Origin of the sequence: Desulfolutivibrio sulfodismutans DSM 3696, assembly GCF_013376455.1 — a bacterium.
GTDB classification, from domain to species: Bacteria; Desulfobacterota; Desulfovibrionia; order Desulfovibrionales; family Desulfovibrionaceae; genus Desulfolutivibrio; species Desulfolutivibrio sulfodismutans.
The window spans coordinates 4,054,273-4,075,563 of sequence record NZ_CP045504.1 but is presented as its reverse complement, the minus strand read 5'-3'; the positions used below and the strand labels follow the sequence as shown (position 1 = coordinate 4,075,563).

14 protein-coding genes and 2 tRNA genes are annotated in these 21,291 nt (G+C 64.3%); 9 read left to right on the top strand and 7 right to left on the bottom strand.

From position 1 onward, the window contains the following. Position 1: 1 nt before the first annotated feature. Complete coding sequence (locus GD606_RS18545) at positions 2–1,927, bottom strand: HEAT repeat domain-containing protein (protein WP_163302693.1); 1,926 nt, start codon at positions 1,925–1,927, stop codon at positions 2–4. Between the two features lie 48 nt (positions 1,928–1,975). Continuing rightward, positions 1,976–3,070 (bottom strand): protein-glutamate methylesterase/protein-glutamine glutaminase, encoded by a 1,095-nt coding sequence (locus tag GD606_RS18540; RefSeq protein WP_163302694.1) that lies wholly within the window; start codon positions 3,068–3,070, stop codon positions 1,976–1,978. A gap of 265 nt (positions 3,071–3,335) precedes the next feature. Between GD606_RS18540 and GD606_RS18535 the strand changes: the two genes are divergently transcribed. The 3 genes from GD606_RS18535 to GD606_RS18525 all read left to right on the top strand — a co-directional run bounded on the left by GD606_RS18535 (position 3,336) and on the right by GD606_RS18525 (position 5,425). Further along, positions 3,336–3,413, top strand: a tRNA-Pro gene (locus GD606_RS18535). A 513-nt stretch (positions 3,414–3,926) separates the two neighbouring features. Beyond that, positions 3,927–4,493: a hypothetical protein gene (locus GD606_RS18530; RefSeq protein ID WP_163302695.1), complete on the top strand. Its 567-nt coding sequence runs from the start codon at positions 3,927–3,929 to the stop codon at positions 4,491–4,493. Between the two features lie 38 nt (positions 4,494–4,531). Next, on the top strand, positions 4,532–5,425 hold the full coding sequence (locus GD606_RS18525; protein WP_163302696.1) for a hypothetical protein: 894 nt from the start codon (positions 4,532–4,534) through the stop codon (positions 5,423–5,425). Positions 5,426–5,452: 27 nt separating this feature from the next. Here the strand turns inward: GD606_RS18525 and gspE are convergent, their stop codons facing one another. Together gspE and gspD are read right to left on the bottom strand one after the other, a co-directional pair. After that, on the bottom strand, positions 5,453–7,237 hold the full coding sequence (gene gspE / locus GD606_RS18520; RefSeq protein ID WP_163302697.1) for a type II secretion system ATPase GspE: 1,785 nt from the start codon (positions 7,235–7,237) through the stop codon (positions 5,453–5,455). Positions 7,238–7,257: 20 nt separating this feature from the next. Continuing rightward, positions 7,258–9,444: a type II secretion system secretin GspD gene (gspD, locus tag GD606_RS18515; RefSeq protein WP_163302698.1), complete on the bottom strand. Its 2,187-nt coding sequence runs from the start codon at positions 9,442–9,444 to the stop codon at positions 7,258–7,260. Between the two features lie 477 nt (positions 9,445–9,921). On the opposite strand from gspD, the gene GD606_RS18510 reads away from it, so the two are divergent. Together GD606_RS18510 and GD606_RS18505 are read left to right on the top strand one after the other, a co-directional pair. After that, a complete protein-coding gene (locus tag GD606_RS18510; RefSeq protein WP_163302699.1) occupies positions 9,922–11,241 on the top strand; it encodes a citrate synthase in 1,320 nt (439 codons plus the stop codon). A gap of 90 nt (positions 11,242–11,331) precedes the next feature. Further along, the gene (locus GD606_RS18505; protein WP_211922191.1) at positions 11,332–12,525 is read left to right on the top strand and encodes an ABC transporter substrate-binding protein; all 1,194 of its coding nucleotides are present in this window, start codon (positions 11,332–11,334) and stop codon (positions 12,523–12,525) included. A gap of 262 nt (positions 12,526–12,787) precedes the next feature. Here the strand turns inward: GD606_RS18505 and GD606_RS18500 are convergent, their stop codons facing one another. Then, positions 12,788–13,072: an RNA recognition motif domain-containing protein gene (locus tag GD606_RS18500; protein ID WP_163302707.1), complete on the bottom strand. Its 285-nt coding sequence runs from the start codon at positions 13,070–13,072 to the stop codon at positions 12,788–12,790. A gap of 251 nt (positions 13,073–13,323) precedes the next feature. On the opposite strand from GD606_RS18500, the gene GD606_RS18495 reads away from it, so the two are divergent. Both GD606_RS18495 and GD606_RS18490 read left to right on the top strand, forming a co-directional pair. After that, positions 13,324–13,701 carry an antitoxin Xre-like helix-turn-helix domain-containing protein gene (locus GD606_RS18495; protein WP_246298884.1) on the top strand — a complete coding sequence of 126 codons (378 nt, stop codon included), beginning with the start codon at positions 13,324–13,326 and terminating at the stop codon, positions 13,699–13,701. A gap of 151 nt (positions 13,702–13,852) precedes the next feature. Then, a complete protein-coding gene (locus GD606_RS18490; RefSeq protein WP_170304577.1) occupies positions 13,853–14,461 on the top strand; it encodes an RES family NAD+ phosphorylase in 609 nt (202 codons plus the stop codon). 503 nt (positions 14,462–14,964) lie between these two features. On the opposite strand, the gene GD606_RS18485 is transcribed toward GD606_RS18490, so the two are convergent. Both GD606_RS18485 and GD606_RS18480 read right to left on the bottom strand, forming a co-directional pair. Next, positions 14,965–16,752, bottom strand: a complete 1,788-nt coding sequence (locus GD606_RS18485; protein ID WP_163302702.1) for an NHL repeat-containing protein — start codon at positions 16,750–16,752, stop codon at positions 14,965–14,967. 613 nt (positions 16,753–17,365) lie between these two features. After that, positions 17,366–17,452 (bottom strand) — tRNA-Leu (locus tag GD606_RS18480). A 305-nt stretch (positions 17,453–17,757) separates the two neighbouring features. Here GD606_RS18480 and GD606_RS18475 point away from each other — a divergent pair. Both GD606_RS18475 and GD606_RS18470 read left to right on the top strand, forming a co-directional pair. Beyond that, complete coding sequence (locus GD606_RS18475; protein ID WP_163302703.1) at positions 17,758–19,086, top strand: alkaline phosphatase family protein; 1,329 nt, start codon at positions 17,758–17,760, stop codon at positions 19,084–19,086. After that, positions 19,065–21,227 (top strand): ATP-dependent helicase, encoded by a 2,163-nt coding sequence (locus GD606_RS18470; protein ID WP_163302704.1) that lies wholly within the window; start codon positions 19,065–19,067, stop codon positions 21,225–21,227. Before GD606_RS18475 ends, GD606_RS18470 begins: the two co-directional genes overlap by 22 nt. Positions 21,228–21,291 lie beyond the last annotated feature (64 nt).

Below are 21,291 nucleotides of genomic sequence, written 5' to 3'. Positions count from 1 at the left end.
GCTACCTGTCTCCTTGCCGGTCTTGAATTTTGGCGATGGCCTCCTCGGCGGCGGCCTGGAATTCGGGATCCTCGTTGCCAAGCGCCTCCAAAAGCGCCCGGAAGGCGCTCTCGCCGCCGATGTCCCCAAGCGCCTCCACGGTCTTCAGCGACACCAGCTTCGAGGCGTCGTGCAAAAGCGGGATGAGCCGCAGCACGGCCTCGGAGGCCCGCAGGGTTCCCAGGGCCTCCACAGCCCGGACCCGCACCCAGTCGTCGGGATCGGCCAGGGCCCGCAGCAGATAGGGAACGCCCTGTCCAAGCGGGCAGCGTCCCAAAAGCTCCACCACCGTACGCCGCACATCCGGGGCCTCGTCGTCCATGCGGGAGACGATCAGTTCAAGGCCGTTCCCTGATTCGTCGCAGGCGTCCGCCGCAGCCTCCAGGGCGATCTTGCGGATGTCCGGAACCGGATCGAGCAAGGCCTTGGCGATGCGCGCCATGTTGCCCGGCTGCTGAATTTTCCCCAGGGCATAGACGGCCATGAGCCGGTTGACCGGATCGGCGTCGTCGGCAAGTTCGAGGAAACGGTTGTTGAGGGCCTCGCCGCCAAGCGCGGTGCAGGCCTCAAGGGCCGCTTCCTTGACGTCGTCGCGGGGATCGGCCAGCAGGGCGAAGATACGCTCCCCGGCCTCCTCAACCCGCGTCTTGCGGCCCAGATAAAAGAGCGCCGCCTTGAGCACGGCCTCATCCCCGGCCTCATCCAAAAGCGCCAGGAAAAACTCCCTGGCCTCGGGTCCGGCCACCGTGAGCAGCGCGGCCACGATGTCCCGGCGCAGTTCGGCGTCGGCCCCGGGATAGGCGGCGATCAGAAGCTCCGAGACCTTCTCCCCTCCTATGCGCGACAGCGCCGTCACCGCGATATGTCGGCCCGCCGGTTCGGCATGGCTCAGGCCCGCCTGAAGGCTGGCCGAAAGCCCGATGGCGGCCAGGGCGGCGACAGCCGCCTCCAGGCGCTCGGAATCGGCATCCGGGTCCATCTGCGCCGCAAGCCGCAAAATCTCCCCCGAGGCCGCGTCGTCACCCATAAACATCAGGCCCCGGATGGCCGCGTCCTGAATTTCCGTGTCGTCGTCGGACAGGGCGGCCAAAAGGTAGTCGCGAAACTTGCCCCGGTCCTTGGCGGGCAGAAGCGTCAGGGATTTTCCGCCCAGAATATGCAGCACGGCCTTGACGATCTTGTTGCGCAAAACCGCCGGGGAGGCGTCCATGCGCCGAATCAGCATGGCCACGGCCTTGACGTTGCCGATCTCGCCCAGGGCCTCCACGATCATGGAGGCCACCAGATCCGAGCTTTTGTCCAGGGCCTTGACCAGGGCGTTCACCGAGGAGCCGTCGCGGATCTTGGACAGGGCCTCAATGACCGCGAACTGGACCCACTCGTCGTCCTCCATGGCCTTGCCCAGGCACTTGGCGGCCGAGGCGTGGGCCAACTCCCCCAGGCTCACCGCCGCCTGGTAGCGCACATTGACCTCGGGATCCTTGAGCAGGGCGTCGCACAGGGGGGACACGGCCAGCTTGTTGTTCGTGGAGCCCAGAATGTCCGAGCCGAAAATGCGGATGTCGGGGTCCGGGTCGTGCAACAGCCCCACCAGGGAGGGGAAATCATCCCCGCCCACCTGGCGCAGGATGTCCATGGACAGATTGCGCACCGGGGCGTCGTCGGATCGCAGAAGCGGCAAAACGGCAGTCACCACCTCCTTGCCGCCGATCCGGCGCAGGGCCATGTCCGCCGCCTCCTGCACCCCCAGGCTCTCGGACGCCAGAAGCCGGGCCAACTGCGGCACCGCCTCCACGCACCCCCGCTCCCCGGCCTCATAGGCTGCCTCGCGCAAGGCGTCGATGTCCTCGGCCGACAACTTCAAAGCGATCCGTTTGCAGTCCGTCATGCCATCCTCGCTTCCACGCCGTCCCCGCTCACCGGGGTCGCCGCCAGGCTATTTGTAGAGGTTGGTGATGATGGCGTCGCCCATGTCGTCAATGTCCACGATTTCGTCGGCAAGCCCGGCATCCACCACGGCCTTGGGCATGCCGTACACCACGCAGGTGGCGTCGCTTTGGGCCAGGGCCCGGCCGCCCTTCTGTTTGAGGGACCGAATCCCCTCCATGCCGTCGCTGCCCATGCCGGTCAAGATGACCCCGAGCCCCCGGCGTCCCACGCCCTGGGCCACGGATTCGATCATCACGTTGGCCGAGGGCTTGTACAGGGCCTCCCGGGGCTCGTCGGTGATGGACAGATCGATGCGGCTGATCTTCTGGTCGATGCGCAGATGCCGTCCGCCGGGGGAAACGTAGGCCACCCCGGGAACCAGCCGCTCCCCATGCTCGGCCTCCTTGACGGTGATGGCGCACACCCCGTCCAGGCGCTTGGCGAAGGGGCCGGTAAAGGCCGCAGGCATGTGCTGGGCGATGACGATGCCCGCCGGAAAATCCTTGGGAAGCCGGGAAAGCACCTTCTGCACCGCCGGGGGACCGCCCGTGGACACGCCGATGGCCACCACATCGTGCAACTGGGGTCCGCTGACCCGGACCGGACGGCGCTCGGCAGCCGGACGCTCGCCCCGTTCCGAGGCGGCCTGCCGGGCCAGGGCCGACACCTGGGCGGCCACGGACCTGACCGGGGACGGCGGGCGCACCTTGCGTTTGGCGATGAGTTTGACCTTGGCCCGCAGATCGTCCTCGATCTTGACGATGTCCAGGGAAACCTTGGAAAGTTGCTTGGGAATAAAATCCACGGCCCCAAGCTCCATGGCCTTGAGCGTGGCCTCGGCCCCCTCCACGGTCAGGGAGCTGACCATGAGCACCGGGCGCGGCATCTCCATCATGATATGCCGAAGCGCCGTGAGGCCATCCATGCGGGGCATCTCGATATCCAGGGTGACCACGTCCGGATTGAATTTCCTGACCAGCTCCAGACCTTCCTCGCCGTCGCGACCCGTGGCCACGACCTTGATGTCCGGATCCTTCTCCAGCATGGTGCTTATGGCTTTGCGCATGAATGCGGAATCATCGACTACAACGACGTGTATCACCGATCACTCCTTGTCATTTTCCTAAAAAAGGCCTGCCCGGAGAGATCCGGAAGGTATGTGCGCGGCCGTCCCGCCCGGGCGTCCCGGGACCGGGTCTTTTCGGGGCGGGCGGCCTCGCAGAACCGGCCGGAACAAAAAACCGCCCCCCCTGCGCCGCACAAGGCAAGCCCCGCCGCTTTTACGGGACTTGGTCCGGAAAAACAACCTCGCCGAAACTTCTTGCCAAGTCCGTGCGGGTTGTGTAGGTAGTCGGTCTTCCATTTGTCGGGATGTGGCTCAGCTTGGCTAGAGCGCTGCGTTCGGGACGCAGAGGCCGGTGGTTCGAATCCACTCATCCCGACCAGGATTTTCCAAGGGACGCGACCAGAAGGCCGCGTCCCTTTTCTTTTATGCGTCCGGGCCCGGCGGCCTGCGGCGACCGGCGACGGCCCGGGGCAAAACGAACCGCTGCGGGCCGCCGTCGCAGGCCGCCGCTGTGCAGTCAGGCCTGATATTTTCCATGCGCCGCATTGCATGAAACCCATCCCCACCTGTTTCATTCAAACGACAGCCACATTGTACCCGCCCCTTCCCGCGCGACGTGCTCCCCCCGCCGGGGACGGCAGGGTCTTTTGCATTCCATGCGGTTCACCTCGGGCGCGCCATTCAAACACGCCAGGACGGCACTTGCCTACATGATCCGACAATGCCCCTGAAACGACATGGCGTCAACGTTTTTGGGGGAACGCATCAGTGGGCCGCCACGGCGAACGGGTCGTGACGGGTCGTGACGGTTGCCGACGACATCCGCTTGGGATAATCTTACTCATTGGCCGAAAAAACACCCGGCGCGCCGCGCGCCCAGGAGTCCCCGCACTTGTCCCGACGCCACATCCTGGCCCGCAAAGCCCTGACATGGGGCATGGCGCTTTCGATATGCGCCATTATCGCACATTTCGGCGCCAACGTGGTTGTGTCCTACGCAACCTACCGTCTGGGGCTGGCCGACCCCGTGCTCCCGGCTTCGGCCCCTGGGCGGCCAAACGCCTCCAAGGCCGTCGGAGACGACACCGTCCCCCGGGACAGCCTGTTTCATTCTCGTAAAGACGCCGCAGCCCCCCGGGAGTCCGGCCCGATTTCCGCCGAGGGACTTCCCCTGGCCTCGCAAAACGTGGGCATCGCCCTGGCCGGAACCATGATCCGCCCCGACGGCTTTGACAACATGGCCGTCATCATCGACAAAAAGACCGGCAAACAGGATATTTTCCACGAAGGGGATCTGGTTGGAAAAATCTTGATAAAGCGTATTCTGCGCCATAAGGTCGTTATAGAGGAAAACGGGACCGCCGCCGTGCTCGTCATGCCCTTCAAGGGCGGAGACCGCGCGCCCAGGGCGCCCCGCCAACCCGCGCCGCCGCAAAACACCCCAAAAAAACCCGGTTGACCGGACAAGCCGCCCCCGGGCGCACCCCGAGACGCTCCATGGCCGCATACACCCCACTTCGACGCCTCGTACTCCTTTCCGCCCTGAGCCTGGCGTGTCTGGGCGCCATCCCCGGCCCGGCCCAGGCCGCCTCCCCCGGGGCAGGCGCGACACAGACGGCCCCGGCCCAGCTCGTGACCATTGACGCCAAAACCATGCGCCTGGCCGACATCTTGAAGAAGATCCACGAGCAGACCGGATTCACCGTGGTCATCGATGAAAAATACCTGGACACGCCCCTGACCCTGCGGATTTCCCGACTCGATGCCGAGGCGGCCGCCAGACGGTTGGCCCAGAAACTTTCCCTGAATAATTACGCGCTTATGATGGACGCCCCGCACAAGACCATCACCCTGCGCCCCGTGGGCGCCCCGCCTCCAGCAAAAAAACCCGGGCTGGGTGAGGACGCCGGGAATCCTCCGACCGGCCTCGCCGACGAAGACGCCCTTGCCAAAGGCCCCGAGGCGTCCGTCGATCCCATGGACGAAATGGTCATCCCGCCCGACGAAGAAGGCAAGGGCATGACCAGGCGCGAATACGAAGCCGCCATGGCCGCCGCCAGCCAGAATGTCGATCCCATGGACGAAATGGTCATCCCCCCCGACGAGGAGGGCGGCAAGGGCATGACCCGGCGTGAATACGAAGCCGCCGTGGCCGCCGCCAACCAGAACATCGACCCCATGGACGTGGAGGTCATCCCGCCCGACGGGGAGGGCGGCAAGGGCATGACCAAGCGCGAATTTGAAGCCGCCGTGGCCTCCGCCAACCAGAACACCGACTCCATGGAGGAGATGGTCATCCCCCCCGACGGAGAAGGCGGCAAGGGCATGACCAGACGCGAGTTCGAAGCCGCCCGCGCGGCGGCAAGCCAGGCGCCTGCGGAGCAGCCATAGCCTTCTGGCCCCGCGCCGCGGCTTCGGTCACACCAGGGTGGCCCGGCGCACCTCGGCCAGGGTGGTGATCCCGGCCAGCACCTTGGCGATGCCCGCCTCGCGCAGGGTGGTCATTCCCTCGGTCACGGCCAGATGCCGCAGCCGGTTGGCGTCGGAGGTCGTCAGGATCAGCTCCTGCACGGCCTCGCTTAACAGCAGGATCTCGTGGATGGCCGTGCGGCCCCGATAGCCCGTCCCCAGACAGAGTTCGCAGCCCACGGGGGAGCAGATGGTCCCCGGGGCCTGCTCCCGGGCCAGACGCATCTCGGCCAGTTCCTCGTCGCTGGGATTGCGGGCCGACTTGCACTCCGGGCACAGCACGCGCACCAGGCGTTGGGCGATGATGGCCCGCAGGCAGGACGCCAGCCGAAACGACTCCACGCCCATGTCCAAAAGCCTGGCCACGCCCGTGGGGGCGTCGTTGGTATGCAGCGTGGAAAAGACCAGGTGTCCGGTCAGGGACGCCTGCACGGCGATATCCGCCGTCTCCCGGTCACGCACCTCCCCGATCATGATCACGTCCGGATCCTGGCGCACCAGGGAACGCAGGCCTGCGGCGAAATCCAGGTCGATCTTGGGGTTGACCTGCATCTGCCCCACCCCGGGCAGGCGGTATTCCACAGGATCTTCGATGGTCAGGATGTTTTTGTCCGGGGAATTGATGGAATTTAAGGCCGCATACAGGGTGGTGGTCTTGCCGCTGCCCGTGGGGCCGGTCAGAAGGATCATGCCGTGGGAGAAAGAGACCAGACGCCGCATGTCGGCCAGAGCCGCCGGGCCGAAGCCCAGATCCTCAAGCCCCAGCACCCGCGACTGCTTCTCCAAAAGCCGCAGTACCGCCCGCTCGCCGTCCGAGGTGGGGATCAGCGAGACGCGGATGTCCACCGAGCGGTCGCCCAATTTGATCTCCATGCGCCCGTCCTGGGGCAGGCGCTTTTCCGCAATGTCCAGGCGGGCCATGACCTTGATGCGCGAAAGCACGGCGGCGTGAAGCCTGCGCGGCAGGGAGTGGACGTTGTGCAGCACGCCGTCGAGGCGGTAGCGGACCTTGAGCTCGTCGGAATAGGGCTCTACGTGGATGTCGCTGGCCCGGCTCTTCACCGCCTTGGCGATGATCATGTTCACCAGCTTGATGATGGGGGCCTCGCTGGTCTCCTCCAGCAGATCCCCTCCCGGAACGTCCTCAATGCCCGCAAAAAACCGTTCGGCAAGCCCCTGGTCCACGTCGCGGATGATGGTGTCCGACGACTCGTCGGCCTGGCCGTAGGTGCGGCCGATGGCGGTCAGGATCTCCGCCTGGGGGGCCAGGGCCACCGGCAGCCGGGCAAGCCCCAGAACACGCCGGATCTCGTCGGCCGCCTCCACCCGGGTGGGATCGAACATGGCCAGGACCGTCCCCTGCTCCCCCTGCCGCAGGGGCAGGGCCAGATTGCGCTTGAGATAGGCGATAGGCAACCCGCGCACCAGTTCCGGGTCCAGGGCCTCGGCCGGGATGCGCAGCCAGACGTCGAGCCCGGCAACGGCCGCCAGGGCCGAAAGCAGTTCCTCTTCGTCCACAAGCCCCTTGGCGACGCAGGCGGCGGCAGGGGAATCGTCTCCGGGCGCCTCTCCCCAGGCGGCAAGGGCCTGGCGGGCGTCCGCCTCCGCAAGCCCGGCGGCGCACAGCACGCCGTCCCAGAAGCCGGGGCTTTCGGCCGGGGCGTCGCCCGGCACAGCCAATTCCGCCTGATCGGCTAAGGGCGTGGGAGGTGGGGGCGGCGACGGTATGGACATGGCGGGAAAAATCCCGGGCGTCAATTGTCCAGGGCCGGCCCATAGGACATGAGCGGTTTCTGGATCGGGTCGATTTCGTTGTCAAAGGCCTTGCGACCGGGAGGAGTGGCCTTCGGGGCGTCCGCCGGGGGCTTTTTGCCGACGTCTTCGTTGAACTCCCTAACGGTCTGCTCCATTTGCTCGCTTTTTTCCCGGTACAGGGCGTTGATCGCGCCTGCCGCCGAGGAGATGCGCGGGGTGATGAACACCAAAAGATTGGTTTTTTCCGAGGCCGTGGATTTGCGCTTGAAAAGCCAGCCCAGGACCGGGATGTCCCCCAGGACAGGCACCTTGTTCTCCCCGTCCGAGGCCTTTTCGCCGATCAGCCCGGAGATGACGATGGTCTGGGTGTTTTTGACCAGGACCGTGGTCTCCGTGGAGCGTTTGCGGGTGGTCGGCTGGAGCACGCCGGTCTCGGCCGTCTCCTGGGCGTCCACCCGGCTGGTTTCCTGCTTGATCTTCAGGCGCACGGTCTCGCCCTTGTTGATCTGGGGGGTGACCTTCAGAGTGGTGCCCACATCCTTGTATTCGAACTGCTGGACGGTTCGGTCCAGCTCATTGGTTCCGGTCTGGGTGGAGGTCAGGAAGGGACGGTTCTCGGCCACCACGATGGTGGCCTCCTCGTTGTCCAGGGTCATGAGCTGGGGGGTGGCGATGATGTTGACCTTGTTGTCCACCTTGGAGGCCGTGATCAGGGCCTGGATATTGGAATAGGTCACGTCGCCGATGGTGACCGGGAAGGTGACCATGCCCACGGAAAAGCCGGTGGGCAGGGTCAGGGCGTCGTCCACGAAGGAATCGATGGCCCCGTCGGGCTGGTATCCCCCAACCACGAGTCCGCCATCCGAGCTGTCGCCCACGTTGACCTTTCCGGCGGCGGCCCAGTTCACGCCGTAGCTTAAGGTCCGATCCGTGGACACCTCCATGATCACCGCCTCCACGAACACCTGTTGCCGGGGCACGTCGAGCTTGGCGATAAGATCGTCGAAAAAGACAATGTCCTCGGGAGAGGCTGTGACCAGGATGCTGTTGGTGCCCTTGTCGGGCACGATGCGCACGCCCTCGGCCGTGGCCCGGGCCTTTTGCGACCCGTCCTCGGACTTTTCCGAACTGGCCGTTACCCGTCCGGCCAGTTCGTTTAGAACCTTGGCCAGTTCCTCGGCATTGGCGTTTTGCAGGGCGTAGACCTTGACGTTGCCCTGATCGCGGCGCTGGGGCTCGTCGAGTTCGCGGATGACCCTGGCGATCTGTGCGGTTTCTTCCGGCCCGGCCATGACGGCGATGCTATTGCTGCGTTCGTCCGGCACCACGGAGGGGCCTCGGCCGCCGCCTTCCTTTCCTCCCCCGCGGCTGGCCCACAGTTTGCCCAGGCGTTCGGCCAGCTTGGCCGCCGAGGCATGGCGCAGGGGAAACACCGTGACCCTGGCGTGGGGGACGTCCATCTGGGCCACAATGTCTTGCAGGCGACGGACGTTGGCGGCGTAATCAATGAGGATCAGGGTGTCCGTGGACTGGTATTCGGCCAAAAGGCCGTCCGGCGAGACCATTGGGGCCAAAACGGGCTTGATCTCTGCGGCCTGGACGTATTTGAGCGTCAGGATCTGGGTGACCAGACGGTCGCTGTTCACGGCCGCCCCCCGGGGCTGGGCCGTGTTCATGGTCCGGCCGGACTTGGAGGACACCACCTTGAGCACGCCGCCGGACGGCACGATGGTGAAGCCGTTGACCTCAAGGACCGACTCGAAGACGGCAAAGGCCTCGTCCGGGCCCATGCTCTTGGGGGAGATGACGGTCACGTTGCCCCGCACGTCGTCGCCCACCACAAAATTCTTTCCCGTCAGATCGCTGATGAATTTGATGAACACCCGGATGTCCACATTGTCGAAGTCCATGATCACGGACATGTCGTCGCCGATCGGCGGGACCGTCCCGCTGCCGTTGCCCCCCGCAGGCTCGGGCCGGGGCCTGTCCGCCGGAGCTGCGGGCTGGGGGTCGCCCTTGACCATATCCGCCGCCATGTCCGGGATGGCGGTTACGGCGGCGGCCCAGACGGTCGGCGTCCCTCCCGGGCACAGCCCCAGCCACGAAACCAGGATCGCCTGGCCGACGGCACGGGGAAAAATCCCCGGAAGGGGGGTCACAGGGGCATGTTCACGATCCCGGGCCATGTGTCGTCCTTGGACATTTCGTGGGTCTGCGGGCTTGCCGACATGCGGCTGCACAACTGCAACACCTGGCGCCACAGTCGAATCCGGACGGGAGGGGCAGGCAAAGCGGCCGTAAGCGGCCGATGCATGAGCGCATGCCAGTATCCCGTGCCATGAAATAAAACAATGCCCGCCGGAAGTAAACGGCGCACCCTTCCAGCCGGATTGCGCCGCGAGGCAAAGCCGCCGTCCCAAGGGGAAGACAGTCGGGAGGAAATTGGATATGGTTTCCTTCAGGCCTGAAGCTTTAGGGTTTTCCGGCCTTTTGTCCGTCACGCGCCTGAAGCGCCCCTTGAAAAACGCCACCCTTTTTTTCAAGGGCATTTTGTTGCACGCCGTTATTTTTTGCACTCCCCGGCGGGGAATTCCGGCGCATGGAGCGGATCGGCCCGATGCCGGGCCGGTCGCCGACCGGCAGCCGTTTCACAGGAGGTTCGCATGGGCCAGGCCAAGACCGCAACCCTGACCATCGGGGGCAGATCCTTCGAATTGCCCGTGCATGTGGGCAGCGAGGGCGAAATCGGCATTGACGTCACCGATCTGCGTCGGCTCACCGGATACGTGGCCTACGACCCCGGGTACGCCAACACCGGTTCCTGTAAAAGCTCCATCACCTTCGTGGACGGGGAACGCGGCATCCTGCGCCACCGGGGCTATCCCATCGAACAGTTGGCCGAAAAAAGCTCGTTTATCGAGACCGCCATGCTGCTCATCTTCGGGGAACTGCCCACCACCGAGGAGCGCACGGCCTTCCGGGCGCTTTTGTCCGAGCATGAGCTTTTGCACGAGGATCTTCTGCACCACTTCGACGGCTTTCCGCCCAACGGCGAGCCCATGGCCATCCTCTCGGCGGTCATCAACTCCCTGGGCAGCTACCATCCGGAACTCCTGGAGATCCTGAACCTGCACGAATTCCGGCTGGCCGCGGCCAAACTGGTGAGCAAGGTGCGCACCATTGCGGCCTTCAGCTATCGCAAGTCCCGGGGTCTGCCGTTCATGTACCCCAACCCGGACTTAAGCTACTGCCGCAACTTCCTGCACATGATGTTCTCCATGCCCAACCGGCCCTTCGAGCCCCTGCCCCAGGCGGTCAGCGCCCTGTCCCTGTTCCTGATCGTCCACGCCGACCACGAGCAGAACTGCTCCTGCTCCACGGTGCGCATGGTGGGGTCCACCCAGGCCAACCTCTTCGCTTCGGTGTCGTCGGGCATCTGCGCCCTGTGGGGACGACTGCACGGCGGGGCCAACGCGGCGGTCATCGAGATGCTCGACAACATCCGCCAGGGCCAATACGGGGTTTCGGATTTCCTGGAGCGGGTGAAAAAGAAAGAATGCCGACTCATGGGGTTCGGGCACCGGGTCTACCGCAACTTCGATCCCCGGGCCCGGGTGCTCAAAAAGGCCGCCCACAACCTGCTCATGAGCACCGGCATCACCGATCCGCTGCTGGACATCGCCCAGGAACTGGAGGACGCGGCCCTGGCCGACGACTACTTCCAGGAACGGCGGCTGTACCCCAACGTGGATTTCTATTCGGGCATCATCTTGCGGGCCCTGGGCATCCCCGTGAACATGTTCCCGGTGATGTTCGCCATCGGCCGCATGCCCGGCTGGATCGCCCACTGGTTCGAGGAATACCGCGATCCGGCCATCCGCCTGCACCGGCCGCGCCAGATCTACACCGGCCCGAAACAGCGCGATTTTCTGCCCATGGAGCAGCGGCTCCCGGCTTCCGCGAAAGATCGCGAAAACGCTTAAACGGCGTCGCACCCTGCGCGCGGGGGCGGCATACCGGCCCTCCCGCCAATCCGGCCGCGTTCTCCTTGCGGCCCCATCCCTGGAGATCACATGCTGCGTCTTGTGTCCGTTCTGACTCTGGGCCTGACCCTGGCCCTGGCCGCCGCCGTCCCGGCAAAGGCTGAAAACGCGGCCACGCCCGTTCCCATCGGCCTGGCCGTGGCCCAGACCAGCAACGCCGCCCTGTTCGGCCTGGAGCAGATGGACGGGGCGAAAATCGCCCAGGCGCGGCATAACGCCGCCATGGGCGCGAACGGGACCAAAATCACCCTGATCTTCCGGGATACCGCCGGCGACGAGGCCGGAGCCGTCAACGCCTTCCGCACCCTGCTCGAAACCGACAAGGTCGTGGCCATCGTCGGCCCCACCCTGTCCCAGCAGGCCTTTGCCGCCGATCCCCTGGCCGATCAGGCCAAGACCCCGGTCGTGGCCCCCTCCAACACGGCGGCGGGGATTCCCGATATCGGGCCCTTCGTGAGCCGCGTCTCCGCGCCCATGTCCCAGGTGGCCCCCCATTCGGTCAGGCAGGCCCTGCGCCTCAACCCGGCCATCTCCCGGGTGGCCGTGCTTTTCGCCCACAACGACGCCTATTGCGCCTCGGAGACCGCCACTTTCCAGGAGGCCGTCAAAAATATGGGCCTGACCACCGTGGCCGTGAAAAAATTCCAGACCACGGACACGGATTTCACCGCGCAGATTGCCGCCGTGCTCGAGGCCAGGGCCGATCTGGCCATCATCTCCGGACTGGCCGCCGATGCGGGCGCCCTCGTCAGGCAATTGCGCCAAAAGGGCTATGCAGGGCTCATCGTCGGCGGCAACGGGCTCAATTCCACCAACATCTTTCCGGTGTGCGGGGCGCAATGCGACGGCATCCTGGTGGCCCAGGCCTACAGTCCCGACGCCGTGGCCGCAAACCCGGCCAACCAGGGCTTCGTCCGCGACTTTCAGGCGGCATATCACAAGACCCCGGGCCAGTTCTCGGCCCAGGCCTATACGGCGGTCCAGGTCATCGCCGAGGCCGTGGCCCGGGTGGAGAAGGAATCCGGAAAAAAGGCCGGGGAATTCGAGCTTTCCGCCCTGCGCCAGGCGGTCAACGCCGCCCTGCGCAGCGGCCCGTTCCTGACGCCGCTGGGCGAAATCCGCATCCTGCCCTCCGGGGAGGTCGAACAGAAAGACGTCTTCGTCTCCAGGATCGCCATGAACCCCGACGGCCGGACCGGCTCCTTCGTGCTGGTGGCTGAGTAACCACGCGGCGCCTGCCGGATGTACCGCCGGGGGAACGCTCCCGGCTGACGCTCACGACCGACGCAGGGCGGCGGCGCGCGACCACGCCAGGGCGGCGGCCGGGGCATATTTTTCAGTTCCGCGCGGGACCACGGGAAAAAACAGGCCAGGACGGCAGGAGTACAGGGGGACGCGCCCTGCCGGGAGCATCAACGAAAAAGGGCCAGGACATATGTCCTGGCCCTTGGCATTTCACGGGATACGCTCGGAGTGATTCTCGAGCCTACCAGCGCTCTCTCCCTCTGCCGCCGCCACCGGAGCGGGGCTTCTCTTCGGCCTCGTTCACCTTCAGATTGCGGCCGCCGAACTCCTTGCCGTCCATGCCCTGGATAGCGGCACGGGCGCCTTCGTCGTCCATCTCGACAAAACCGAAGCCGCGCAGACGGCCGGTTTCCCGGTCGCTGATGAGGCTGACGCTGATGACTTCGCCAAAGGTGGAGAACTTGGTACGGATGTCGTCTTCGGTGGAATTAAAGGAAAGATTTCCGACATAGAGTTTCTTAGACATGGGCTTTAGCTCCATTTTTTTTCGGCACTCTTTTTTCGCATCGCTTGGAGCTGAACAGATGAAGCCCAAGATCCAAAAAATAGCATGCTCGGTTTGGTGAAACGAATAGGTCTGGATAAATACGTTCATGGGGAATGTCAAGGGGGATTCAAGAGGAATATATGAGTGAGGGTGCATACCCCGATTTGCCGAGAAACGACTTGCCTACTCCTAAATTGGAGCTTATCTTATCCTAAAAAAGAGTGTACGCCATGCCCGCCACCTGCCAAAACCAAGCGCCCGTTTCTCGGTATGCGGCGTCGCCCATCGCCGACCTGTCTGTGAAGGCCGACCGTGACCGCCTGAGCCCGGCCGCCGTGAAGGGCTTTTTCAACATCATGGCCAAGTGGGGCATCCGCGACGCGGACGCCAAGGCTCTGTTGGGCGGCGTCTCCAACGGCCGCTATTATGACATGAAAAAGGCCCCCGGGTCTGCCGTGCTCGACCAGGACGAGCTTCACCGCGTGTCCTTTCTGGTGGGGATATTCAAAGCCCTGAACATCCTTTTCGGTGAAGAACTGGCCGACGCCTGGATGCGGCTGCCGAATCAGAACCGGATATTCGGGGGGCGACCCCGCTCGACTACATGATCCGGGGCGGCCTGCCCGCATTCCAAACCGTGCGCCGGTTGCTTGACGCCCGGCGCGGAGGGCTGGCGTGACGCTCCCCGGTCGCGCTTCCCTGCGAGTCCAGCACACGCACCGCCTCATCCCCTCAAAACATTCCGGGCCCGGCGTTCTCATGCGCATTGCCGATGATGCCGCCCACCTTGAGGATATTTTCACGATAGACGGCGCGACAAACGACCGTTTGTTTGGAGAGTTGGACCTCTTGCCGGGAATCGGCCGAGACGAGCTTGTCAACGGCATCCCCCACGCGTCAGTCATCAACGCCTCATTCTGTCACGCCTCGCCCGAGGGCGGGAGGTTCAACCGCCCGGATCGCGGCGCATGGTATGCAGGCTTTGAACTGAAAACCAGCCAAGCGGAAGTGGCCTTCCACAAAAGCCGACAGTATCTGGAAATCGGCTGGGAGAAGGAAGATAACGTCGCCTATGACGATTATTTGGCGAACTTCGATGCGGAGTTCCATGACATCCGGGGGGACAGGCATTTTGCTGACTGTCTGGACCCGGGGAGCTACTACGCCTCCCAGGGGCTGGCGGCCGAACTGCTGGCGGCTGGTTCTCTGGGGATCGTTTATCCGAGTGTCCGGATGCCAGGGGGCGTGTGCTTGGCCTGTTTCCGTCCAGCACTGGTGGGGAATGTGCGCCAGATGAAAACCTGGTCTTTCGCATGGAGGGGAAGCGCGGTTCCGCCCGCCTGGCTGGAGCAGCATGTCTCAGGCTAGGTTCGGCGTATCATGCTTCCATGTCTCTTTTTCGACGGCATGCGTCCTTTTTCTCGGACAACTCCCGAAGCGTCTCTTTCGACATGGCGGTCCTTCAGAGCGTGACGATACGGATGGGTTTCCCGTCAATCACTGCCTGCTTCACGTTGCGCCGAAAGAAAAGGGCAAAGCGGCACGTGCGGAGCAGCTCCGCCTTTTCCGGAGTGCGCGGCTTGCTTGACGGTGGGACCGGACCTCGCCGAAAAAACTGTCCAACTATCCAGGGCCTCCTCTACATGCAGTCCCATACGGAGTGGCCTAGGCTTTCGTACTCGTTCACCGAGAGCCTCCGCCAGCTTGAGCTTTGAGCGGTTCAAGCTGCGAAGGTTTTCGATTCTTCCCGGAACTGTCAGACGTTAGGCGCCCCCGGGCAAAGCCGGGGATTTACCCAGTAGTATTATGGATTCTGCGACCTGGTCACCCGCGCGGCCGCAATCTCCTGCATTCGTCCTCTGTACTGGCCCCTATTCCATCAGCAGGAGCAGAGCGGGAGCTGGCGTAACCGTCGTGGCCATGATCGTAGCCGCCTCGATGCGATTGTTGTCCATATCCGCCACATAAAGCATGCCAGACTTGCTCACGGCCACTCCGAAAGGTGAGTTGAATTGCCCGTCATCTCTCCCTTCTTCGCTGCCGGTCGCACCTCCGCCGTAACGCGTCCACGTTCCGGATGCGGCGCCTCGGACCTGGATGCGGTTGTTTCCAGTGTCGGCGACAAAGAGATTGCCGTAGCTGTCCACGCCCACGCCGCAGGGAGACACGAATTGGCCAGGATCAACGCCGGTCGTACCGGTCGCGGTCCAGTTCCCGCCTGCATTGCGGATCAGGATGCGATTATTTCCCATGTCGGCGACGTAGAGCTTGCCGAAGATGTCGACAGCCACGCTGATCGGCATGGAGAACGCCCCGAGATCGGCGCCTGGGGTGTCGATGGCCGTCCAGACGCCGGAGGTGCTGCGGATCTGAATGCGGTTGTTGCCCATGTCGACGACATAAATGTTGCCGGATGCGTCCGTGGCGATGCCGCTTGGCATGAAGAATTCTCCGACATTACTCCCCCCTTCGCCTATGCTCGACCAGATTCCGGACGTGTCGCGCATCTGAATGCGGTTGTTGCCCGTATCGGCGACATAGATATTCCCGGCGGCATCCACGGCAACGCCTGACGGGGTAAAGAATTGCCCGAGGCCGGAGCCTTCGGAACCGATGGACGTCCAGACGCCGCTTGCATCGCGAATCTGGATGCGGTCATTTCCCTCGTCGGCGAGGTAGATATTACCCGATGTGTCCGCAGCCAGGCCGCCGGGATTGCGGAAATAGCCCGCCGCACTGCTGGCGGCGCCCCAGAATATCGGCCAAACGCCCACGGTGGCCATTGTCCCGATGAAGACGCTTTCGCCGACGGCGTAGATATTGCCGGAGCTGTCCAGGGCCACGCTGTTAAGATTGGTGAAGCTGTCGAGGGCGGTGGCCGTCCAGTTGCCGGAGGTGTCGCGAACCTGGATGCGGTCGTTGGAGTTATCCGACACGTAGATGTTTCCTGATCCGTCCGTCTCAATGCTTTTCGGCGAGATGAACTCTCCAATCCCCGTGCCGTATGATCCATATGGCGTCCATGTTCCAGAGCTGTCTCTGACCTGGATACGGTTGTTGCTTGAATCTGCCACGTAGATGTTGCCAGATGCGTCTGCAAAGACGCCCATTGGGAACGAAAATTGGCCTGCTCCAGTGCCGTTTGAGCCGTACGACGTCCATGCGCCTGAGGTGTCGCGGACCTGAATGCGGTGGTTGCCGGTGTCGGCCACGTAGAGCTGCCCTGCGCTGTCCACGGCGACGCAGGTGGGGAACGAAAACTGGCCGTCTCCGGAGCCGACTGAGCCCAGGGTCGTCCAGTTTCCGGCTCCATCTCCGACCAATATGCAGTTGTTCGTGCCGTCTGCTGAATAAATTGTCCCGCTATCATCAACGGCGATTGGGTTCGCCAGTACGCCGACAGTATCGGCAGGCCCGGCGATGGTCGTCCAGTTCCCCGCGCTGTCACGCTTTTCAATCTCATTATACGTCACATTGAGAATATATACCGTGCCGTCGCTTTTAAACACGGCGCATTTAGGAGTTCCAGAAGCGTACCTGAATTGAGCGGTGTTCACTGGAGAAAGCCGTGAAAACACCAATTCCTGCACCGCAAAAACCGTCGTCGTCCACAGGCTGAAGACAATGGCCACAGATATTGCAAGAATTTTATGCATCATAACGTCTCCATAATTTATTCTGCGTCCGCATATGGCTGTCCCCAAGCGATTACGCAGCGGCATGCGAACCCTAAGCTTTCGTAGGAAGACCACTTTCCCATTGTACCCGTACACCGTCATTTTGATTGATAGCACGAGACAAACAGGGAGGTCTGTCAATGATTCCCATGATTTTTTGTAGCGGAATTCGGGGACAACAGGCTTCGCCGGGCCACGGGGGTGGAGAAGGCGGGATGTCCCGGCAAGACGGCAGGCGATTTCGCCCGGGAGGGAACGCCCCCTCCGCCTCCGTCCTTTGCGACCTCCTCGACCTTGCGATCCGCGACCGCTCGGCGTGTTTTTGCCCCCTGATGATCTGAGGTCAGGAAGGACCCACGAACAAAGCGGCCGCGACACGCCCGAGGCAGACTGTATGACGACTGGAATGACGATGATGGAAGAGGGGGGAGGGGGAGCGGGCAGAGTGATCCCCCTCATCGGTCGCGGCCGCTTGCGCGTCCGCACAAAACGATGCAGACCAATAAGCGAAAATGAGAGTGGGGCCAGAGTGGGGCTGTGATTCGATATAAAACAAAAAGGGGCCACAGTGTTTTCTGTAGCCCGCTGAAATTATTGGTGCCCGGAGCCGGAATCGAACCGGCACGCCCCGAAGGACAAGGGATTTTAAGTCCCTGGCGTCTACCAGTTCCGCCATCCGGGCCCGGCGACACTTCTAGCCGCTCGCCCAAGCCTTCGTCAACGCCGGAAACGGCCCCGGCCGGGGTGCGCCATACGCGGCGGACAATCGGCGGCAGGAAATCGGCGGCATGGACCCGCCACTTACGCTGGCTGCCGGGATCAGGGGAGGCCACCGGCCGATTTCAAGCACTACGGCCTTCCCCCGGCCCAGGTGCCCGGCAACGTCACCCCGGCCCGGGCTTCCGGCCACCTCACTCCGGCCCGGGCTTCCGGCACGCCCCGCCGCCCCATGGCCTTTCCGGGCCGCCTTTGCTATAGACCGGCCCCATGCGCACCCGACCCCGTTTCCTGGTTCTCGGGCTCGACGGGCTGCCCCTGGCCCTGGCCAGGGATCTGGCCGCCACAGGCAGGCTCCCCAATCTGGCGTCCCTGTGCCAGAGCCACAACGCCCGCGACATCGACGCCGAGCTGCCCGAACTCTCCCCGGTCAACTGGACCTCGTTCGCCACCGCCGCCGGGCCGGGCGAACACGGCATCTTCGCCTTCACCGAGATCGATCCGGCCAGCTACGCCCTGTCCATGGTCGACGCCACAGCCGTGGCCTGCCCCACCATCTTCGACCGCCTGGGCGGGCGCGGACTGGTCTCCAAGGTCATCAACCTCCCGGCCGCCTATCCGGCCCGGCCTTTACGCGGAGCCCTGGTGGCCGGATTCGTGGCCCCGTTTTTGTCCCGGGCCGCCTATCCGCCGGAACTGGCCGAACTGCTCGCCAAGACCGGCTACCTGATCGAGGCCGACACCACCCGGGGCGCGGCCGATCCCGACTACCTCATGGCCCAGCTCGCCCTCACCCTCAAAAGCCGCGAGACCGCCCTGGATCTGCTTTTCTCCGGACACGACTTCGATCTCTTCGTTTTCGTTTTGACCGAGACCGACCGCATCCTGCACTTTTTCTACCCGGCCCTGGCCGACCCGGGGCATCCGCTGTTCGAGCCGTTTGTGGAGCTTCTCGTGCGCTGGGACCGGCTCATCGGCAAATACCTGGAGCTGTACGACGCCCTGCCCGGACCCAAGCGGCTCATGGTCCTGGCCGACCACGGCTTCGCGGCGCTTCGCACCGAGATCGACCTCAACGTCTGGCTCACGCAGCAGGGACTTTTATCCCTCAAGGACCATCCGGCCCACGAATGGGACAGCCGCATGGTGGCCCACGGCAGCGCGGCCTTCGCCCTGGACCCGGGCCGCATCTACCTGCACGCCAAGGAACGCTTCGCCCGAGGCATCCTGCACGAACACGCCGCACGCGACCTGCGCGAACGCCTGCGCCGCGAGCTCATGGAGCTGACCTTCGAGGGCCAACCGGTCATGGAGGCCGTGCACCGGGCCGAGGACATCTATAACGGCCCCATGCTGCGCCGGGCCCCGGACCTGGTGTGCGTGGCCCGGCCGGGCTATAGCCTGACGGGCAAGTTCGACCGCACCGCACTTTTCGGACGCTTTGGGCGTTTCGGCTGCCACGCCGCCCACGGCGGCTTCTTTTACGATTCCACCGGCGCCACCCCCGCGCGACTGCGCGACACGGGCCGGGAGATTCTGAACTTTTTCGGCGTCACGCCAACGGACGACACCCCGGCATGGACTTTGAAAACGACTTAAATCCCGCCCAATATCAGGCCGTCACGGCCGCTGGCGGCCCGCTTCTGGTCATCGCCGGGGCCGGGTCCGGCAAGACCCGGACCATCGTCTACCGGCTGGCCCGGCTGGTGCAGCAGGGCGTGGACCCGGCTTCCATCCTGCTTTTGACCTTCACCCGCAAAGCCTCGCAGGAAATGCTCTCCCGGGCGGCCATGCTCCTTGGGCACGGCGGCGACATCCTGCCCGGGGTCTGCGGCGGCACCTTCCACGCCTTCGCCTACGCCGCCCTGCGCCGCCACCATCAGACCCTGGGCTTTCCCCAGGGGTTCACGGTCATCGACCGGGCCGACGCCGACGAACTCATCGGCCGGGTCAAGGACGACCTGGGGCTTGGCAAGGGCGACAAGAGCTTCCCGAAGAAATCCCATGTGGCGGAACTCATCGGCAAGTCCCGCAACAAGGAATGCCGGGTGGCGGACATCATTTCCCGGGAGTCCTTCCACCTCCTGCCCCATGCCGACGACCTGGAACGCATGGCCGACGGCTATGCCGCGGCCAAGGCCGCGCATCACCTGATGGACTACGACGACCTGCTGTTTCTTCTGGAGCGCCTGCTGGTCGAGCACGAGGACGTGCGGGAGTTCTACCGCCGACGGTTCACCCACATCATGGTGGACGAATACCAGGACACCAACCGGGTCCAGGCCCGGCTGATCACCCTTTTGGCCCCGCACACGGGCAACGTCATGGCTGTTGGCGACGACGCCCAGTCCATCTACGCCTTCCGGGGGGCCACGGTGGACAACATCCTGGCCTTCCCGCGCATCTTCCCGGGCACGGCGGTCATCAAGCTCGAACAAAACTACCGCTCCACCCAGCCCATTTTGGAGCTCACCAACGCCATCCTGCAAAACGCGGGCGAGAAATACGACAAGACGCTCTTCTCCACCCGCACGGACGGCCCCAAACCCGAACTGCTGCGGCCCTTCTCGGACATCACCCAGGCCAGGATGGCGGTCGTGAAGATTCGGGAGCTGGCCCGAAAATGGCCCCTGCACGAGATCGCGGTGCTGTTTCGGGCCGGATACCAGTCCTATGCCCTGGAGGTGGAACTGGGGAAAGCGAACATCCCCTTCCAGAAATACGGCGGCATCAAGTTTTCCGAGGCCGCGCACATCAAAGACGTGCTGGCCTATCCGAGGGTGGTGGCCAACCCCCTGGACCCGGCGGCCTGGACCCGCTGCCTGTCGTTTGTGCCCAAAATCGGCCCAAAGACCGCCCTCAGGCTCATGGAGGCCGTGCGCCTGGGCGATCAGGCGGCCATCGACAAGGCCGCGAAAAAGCATCCCCAACTGGCCGAACTCTTCGCCTTCCTGGATTCGCTGCGGGCCATGCCGCCCCATCCCGGCCCCATCCTGGAGCGGGCCATCGCCCACCACGCCCCGCACCTCATGGAGAAGTATCCCGACGACTACCCGCGCCGCCTGACCGGGCTTGAACAGTTGCAGCAGATCGCCTCGGGCTATTCCAGCCTCGACGCCCTTCTGGCGGACATGACCCTGGAATCCCCGGACGAGGACAAGCGCAAGGCCAGGGAAGACCATCTGGTCCTGTCCACGGTGCATTCCTCCAAGGGGCTGGAATGGTCGGCGGTCCTGCTCCTTGATCTGGTGGACGAGCGCTTCCCCTCGCGCCACGCCCTGACCCGGGACGAGGATCTGGAGGAGGAGCGCCGCCTGCTCTATGTGGCCTGCACCCGGGCCAGGGACTATCTGGGGCTTTTTGTGCCCGAGACCCTGTACAACCGCCAGGCCGGGGTCTGCTCGCCGGTGCAGCCGAGCCTTTTCGTGCGCGAACTGCCCGCCTCGCTGTGCACCATGGTGCGCGAATCCCTGTCCGGCCGCCCCGTCCCGCAATCCGACAGCCCGGACTTCGCCCCGCCGCGCCCCCTGTCCGGATCGGCAGCCGCCCCGCCGTCCGGCCCCATCACGGCCTGCGAGCCCGCACCCCCCAGGACCGACCCTTCGCTGCTGGGCTATTGCCGCCACAAGGTCTTCGGACGCGGCAAGATCATCGCCCGCCTGGAGGGCGGCAAATGCCGCGTGAATTTTCCCGGATTCGGGCCGAAGATGATCCTGTCGGACTATCTGGAAATGGAATAACGGGCGGGTCGGGAACCGGAACGGGCCACCAGGATCATTACTTCCGGCCCGGCCATGGCGGCGG

Coding starts and splice junctions, on each gene's coding strand:
- GD606_RS18545 (WP_163302693.1), bottom strand. CDS start 1,927: ATGACGGACTGCAAACGGATCGCTTTGAAGTTGTCGGCCGAGGACATC.
- GD606_RS18525 (WP_163302696.1), top strand. CDS start 4,532: ATGGCCGCATACACCCCACTTCGACGCCTCGTACTCCTTTCCGCCCTG.
- gspE (WP_163302697.1), bottom strand. CDS start 7,237: ATGTCCATACCGTCGCCGCCCCCACCTCCCACGCCCTTAGCCGATCAG.
- gspD (WP_163302698.1), bottom strand. CDS start 9,444: ATGGCCCGGGATCGTGAACATGCCCCTGTGACCCCCCTTCCGGGGATT.
- GD606_RS18510 (WP_163302699.1), top strand. CDS start 9,922: ATGGGCCAGGCCAAGACCGCAACCCTGACCATCGGGGGCAGATCCTTC.
- GD606_RS18505 (WP_211922191.1), top strand. CDS start 11,332: ATGCTGCGTCTTGTGTCCGTTCTGACTCTGGGCCTGACCCTGGCCCTG.
- GD606_RS18500 (WP_163302707.1), bottom strand. CDS start 13,072: ATGTCTAAGAAACTCTATGTCGGAAATCTTTCCTTTAATTCCACCGAA.
- GD606_RS18495 (WP_246298884.1), top strand. CDS start 13,324: ATGCCCGCCACCTGCCAAAACCAAGCGCCCGTTTCTCGGTATGCGGCG.
- GD606_RS18490 (WP_170304577.1), top strand. CDS start 13,853: ATGCGCATTGCCGATGATGCCGCCCACCTTGAGGATATTTTCACGATA.
- GD606_RS18485 (WP_163302702.1), bottom strand. CDS start 16,752: ATGATGCATAAAATTCTTGCAATATCTGTGGCCATTGTCTTCAGCCTG.
- GD606_RS18475 (WP_163302703.1), top strand. CDS start 17,758: ATGCGCACCCGACCCCGTTTCCTGGTTCTCGGGCTCGACGGGCTGCCC.
- GD606_RS18470 (WP_163302704.1), top strand. CDS start 19,065: ATGGACTTTGAAAACGACTTAAATCCCGCCCAATATCAGGCCGTCACG.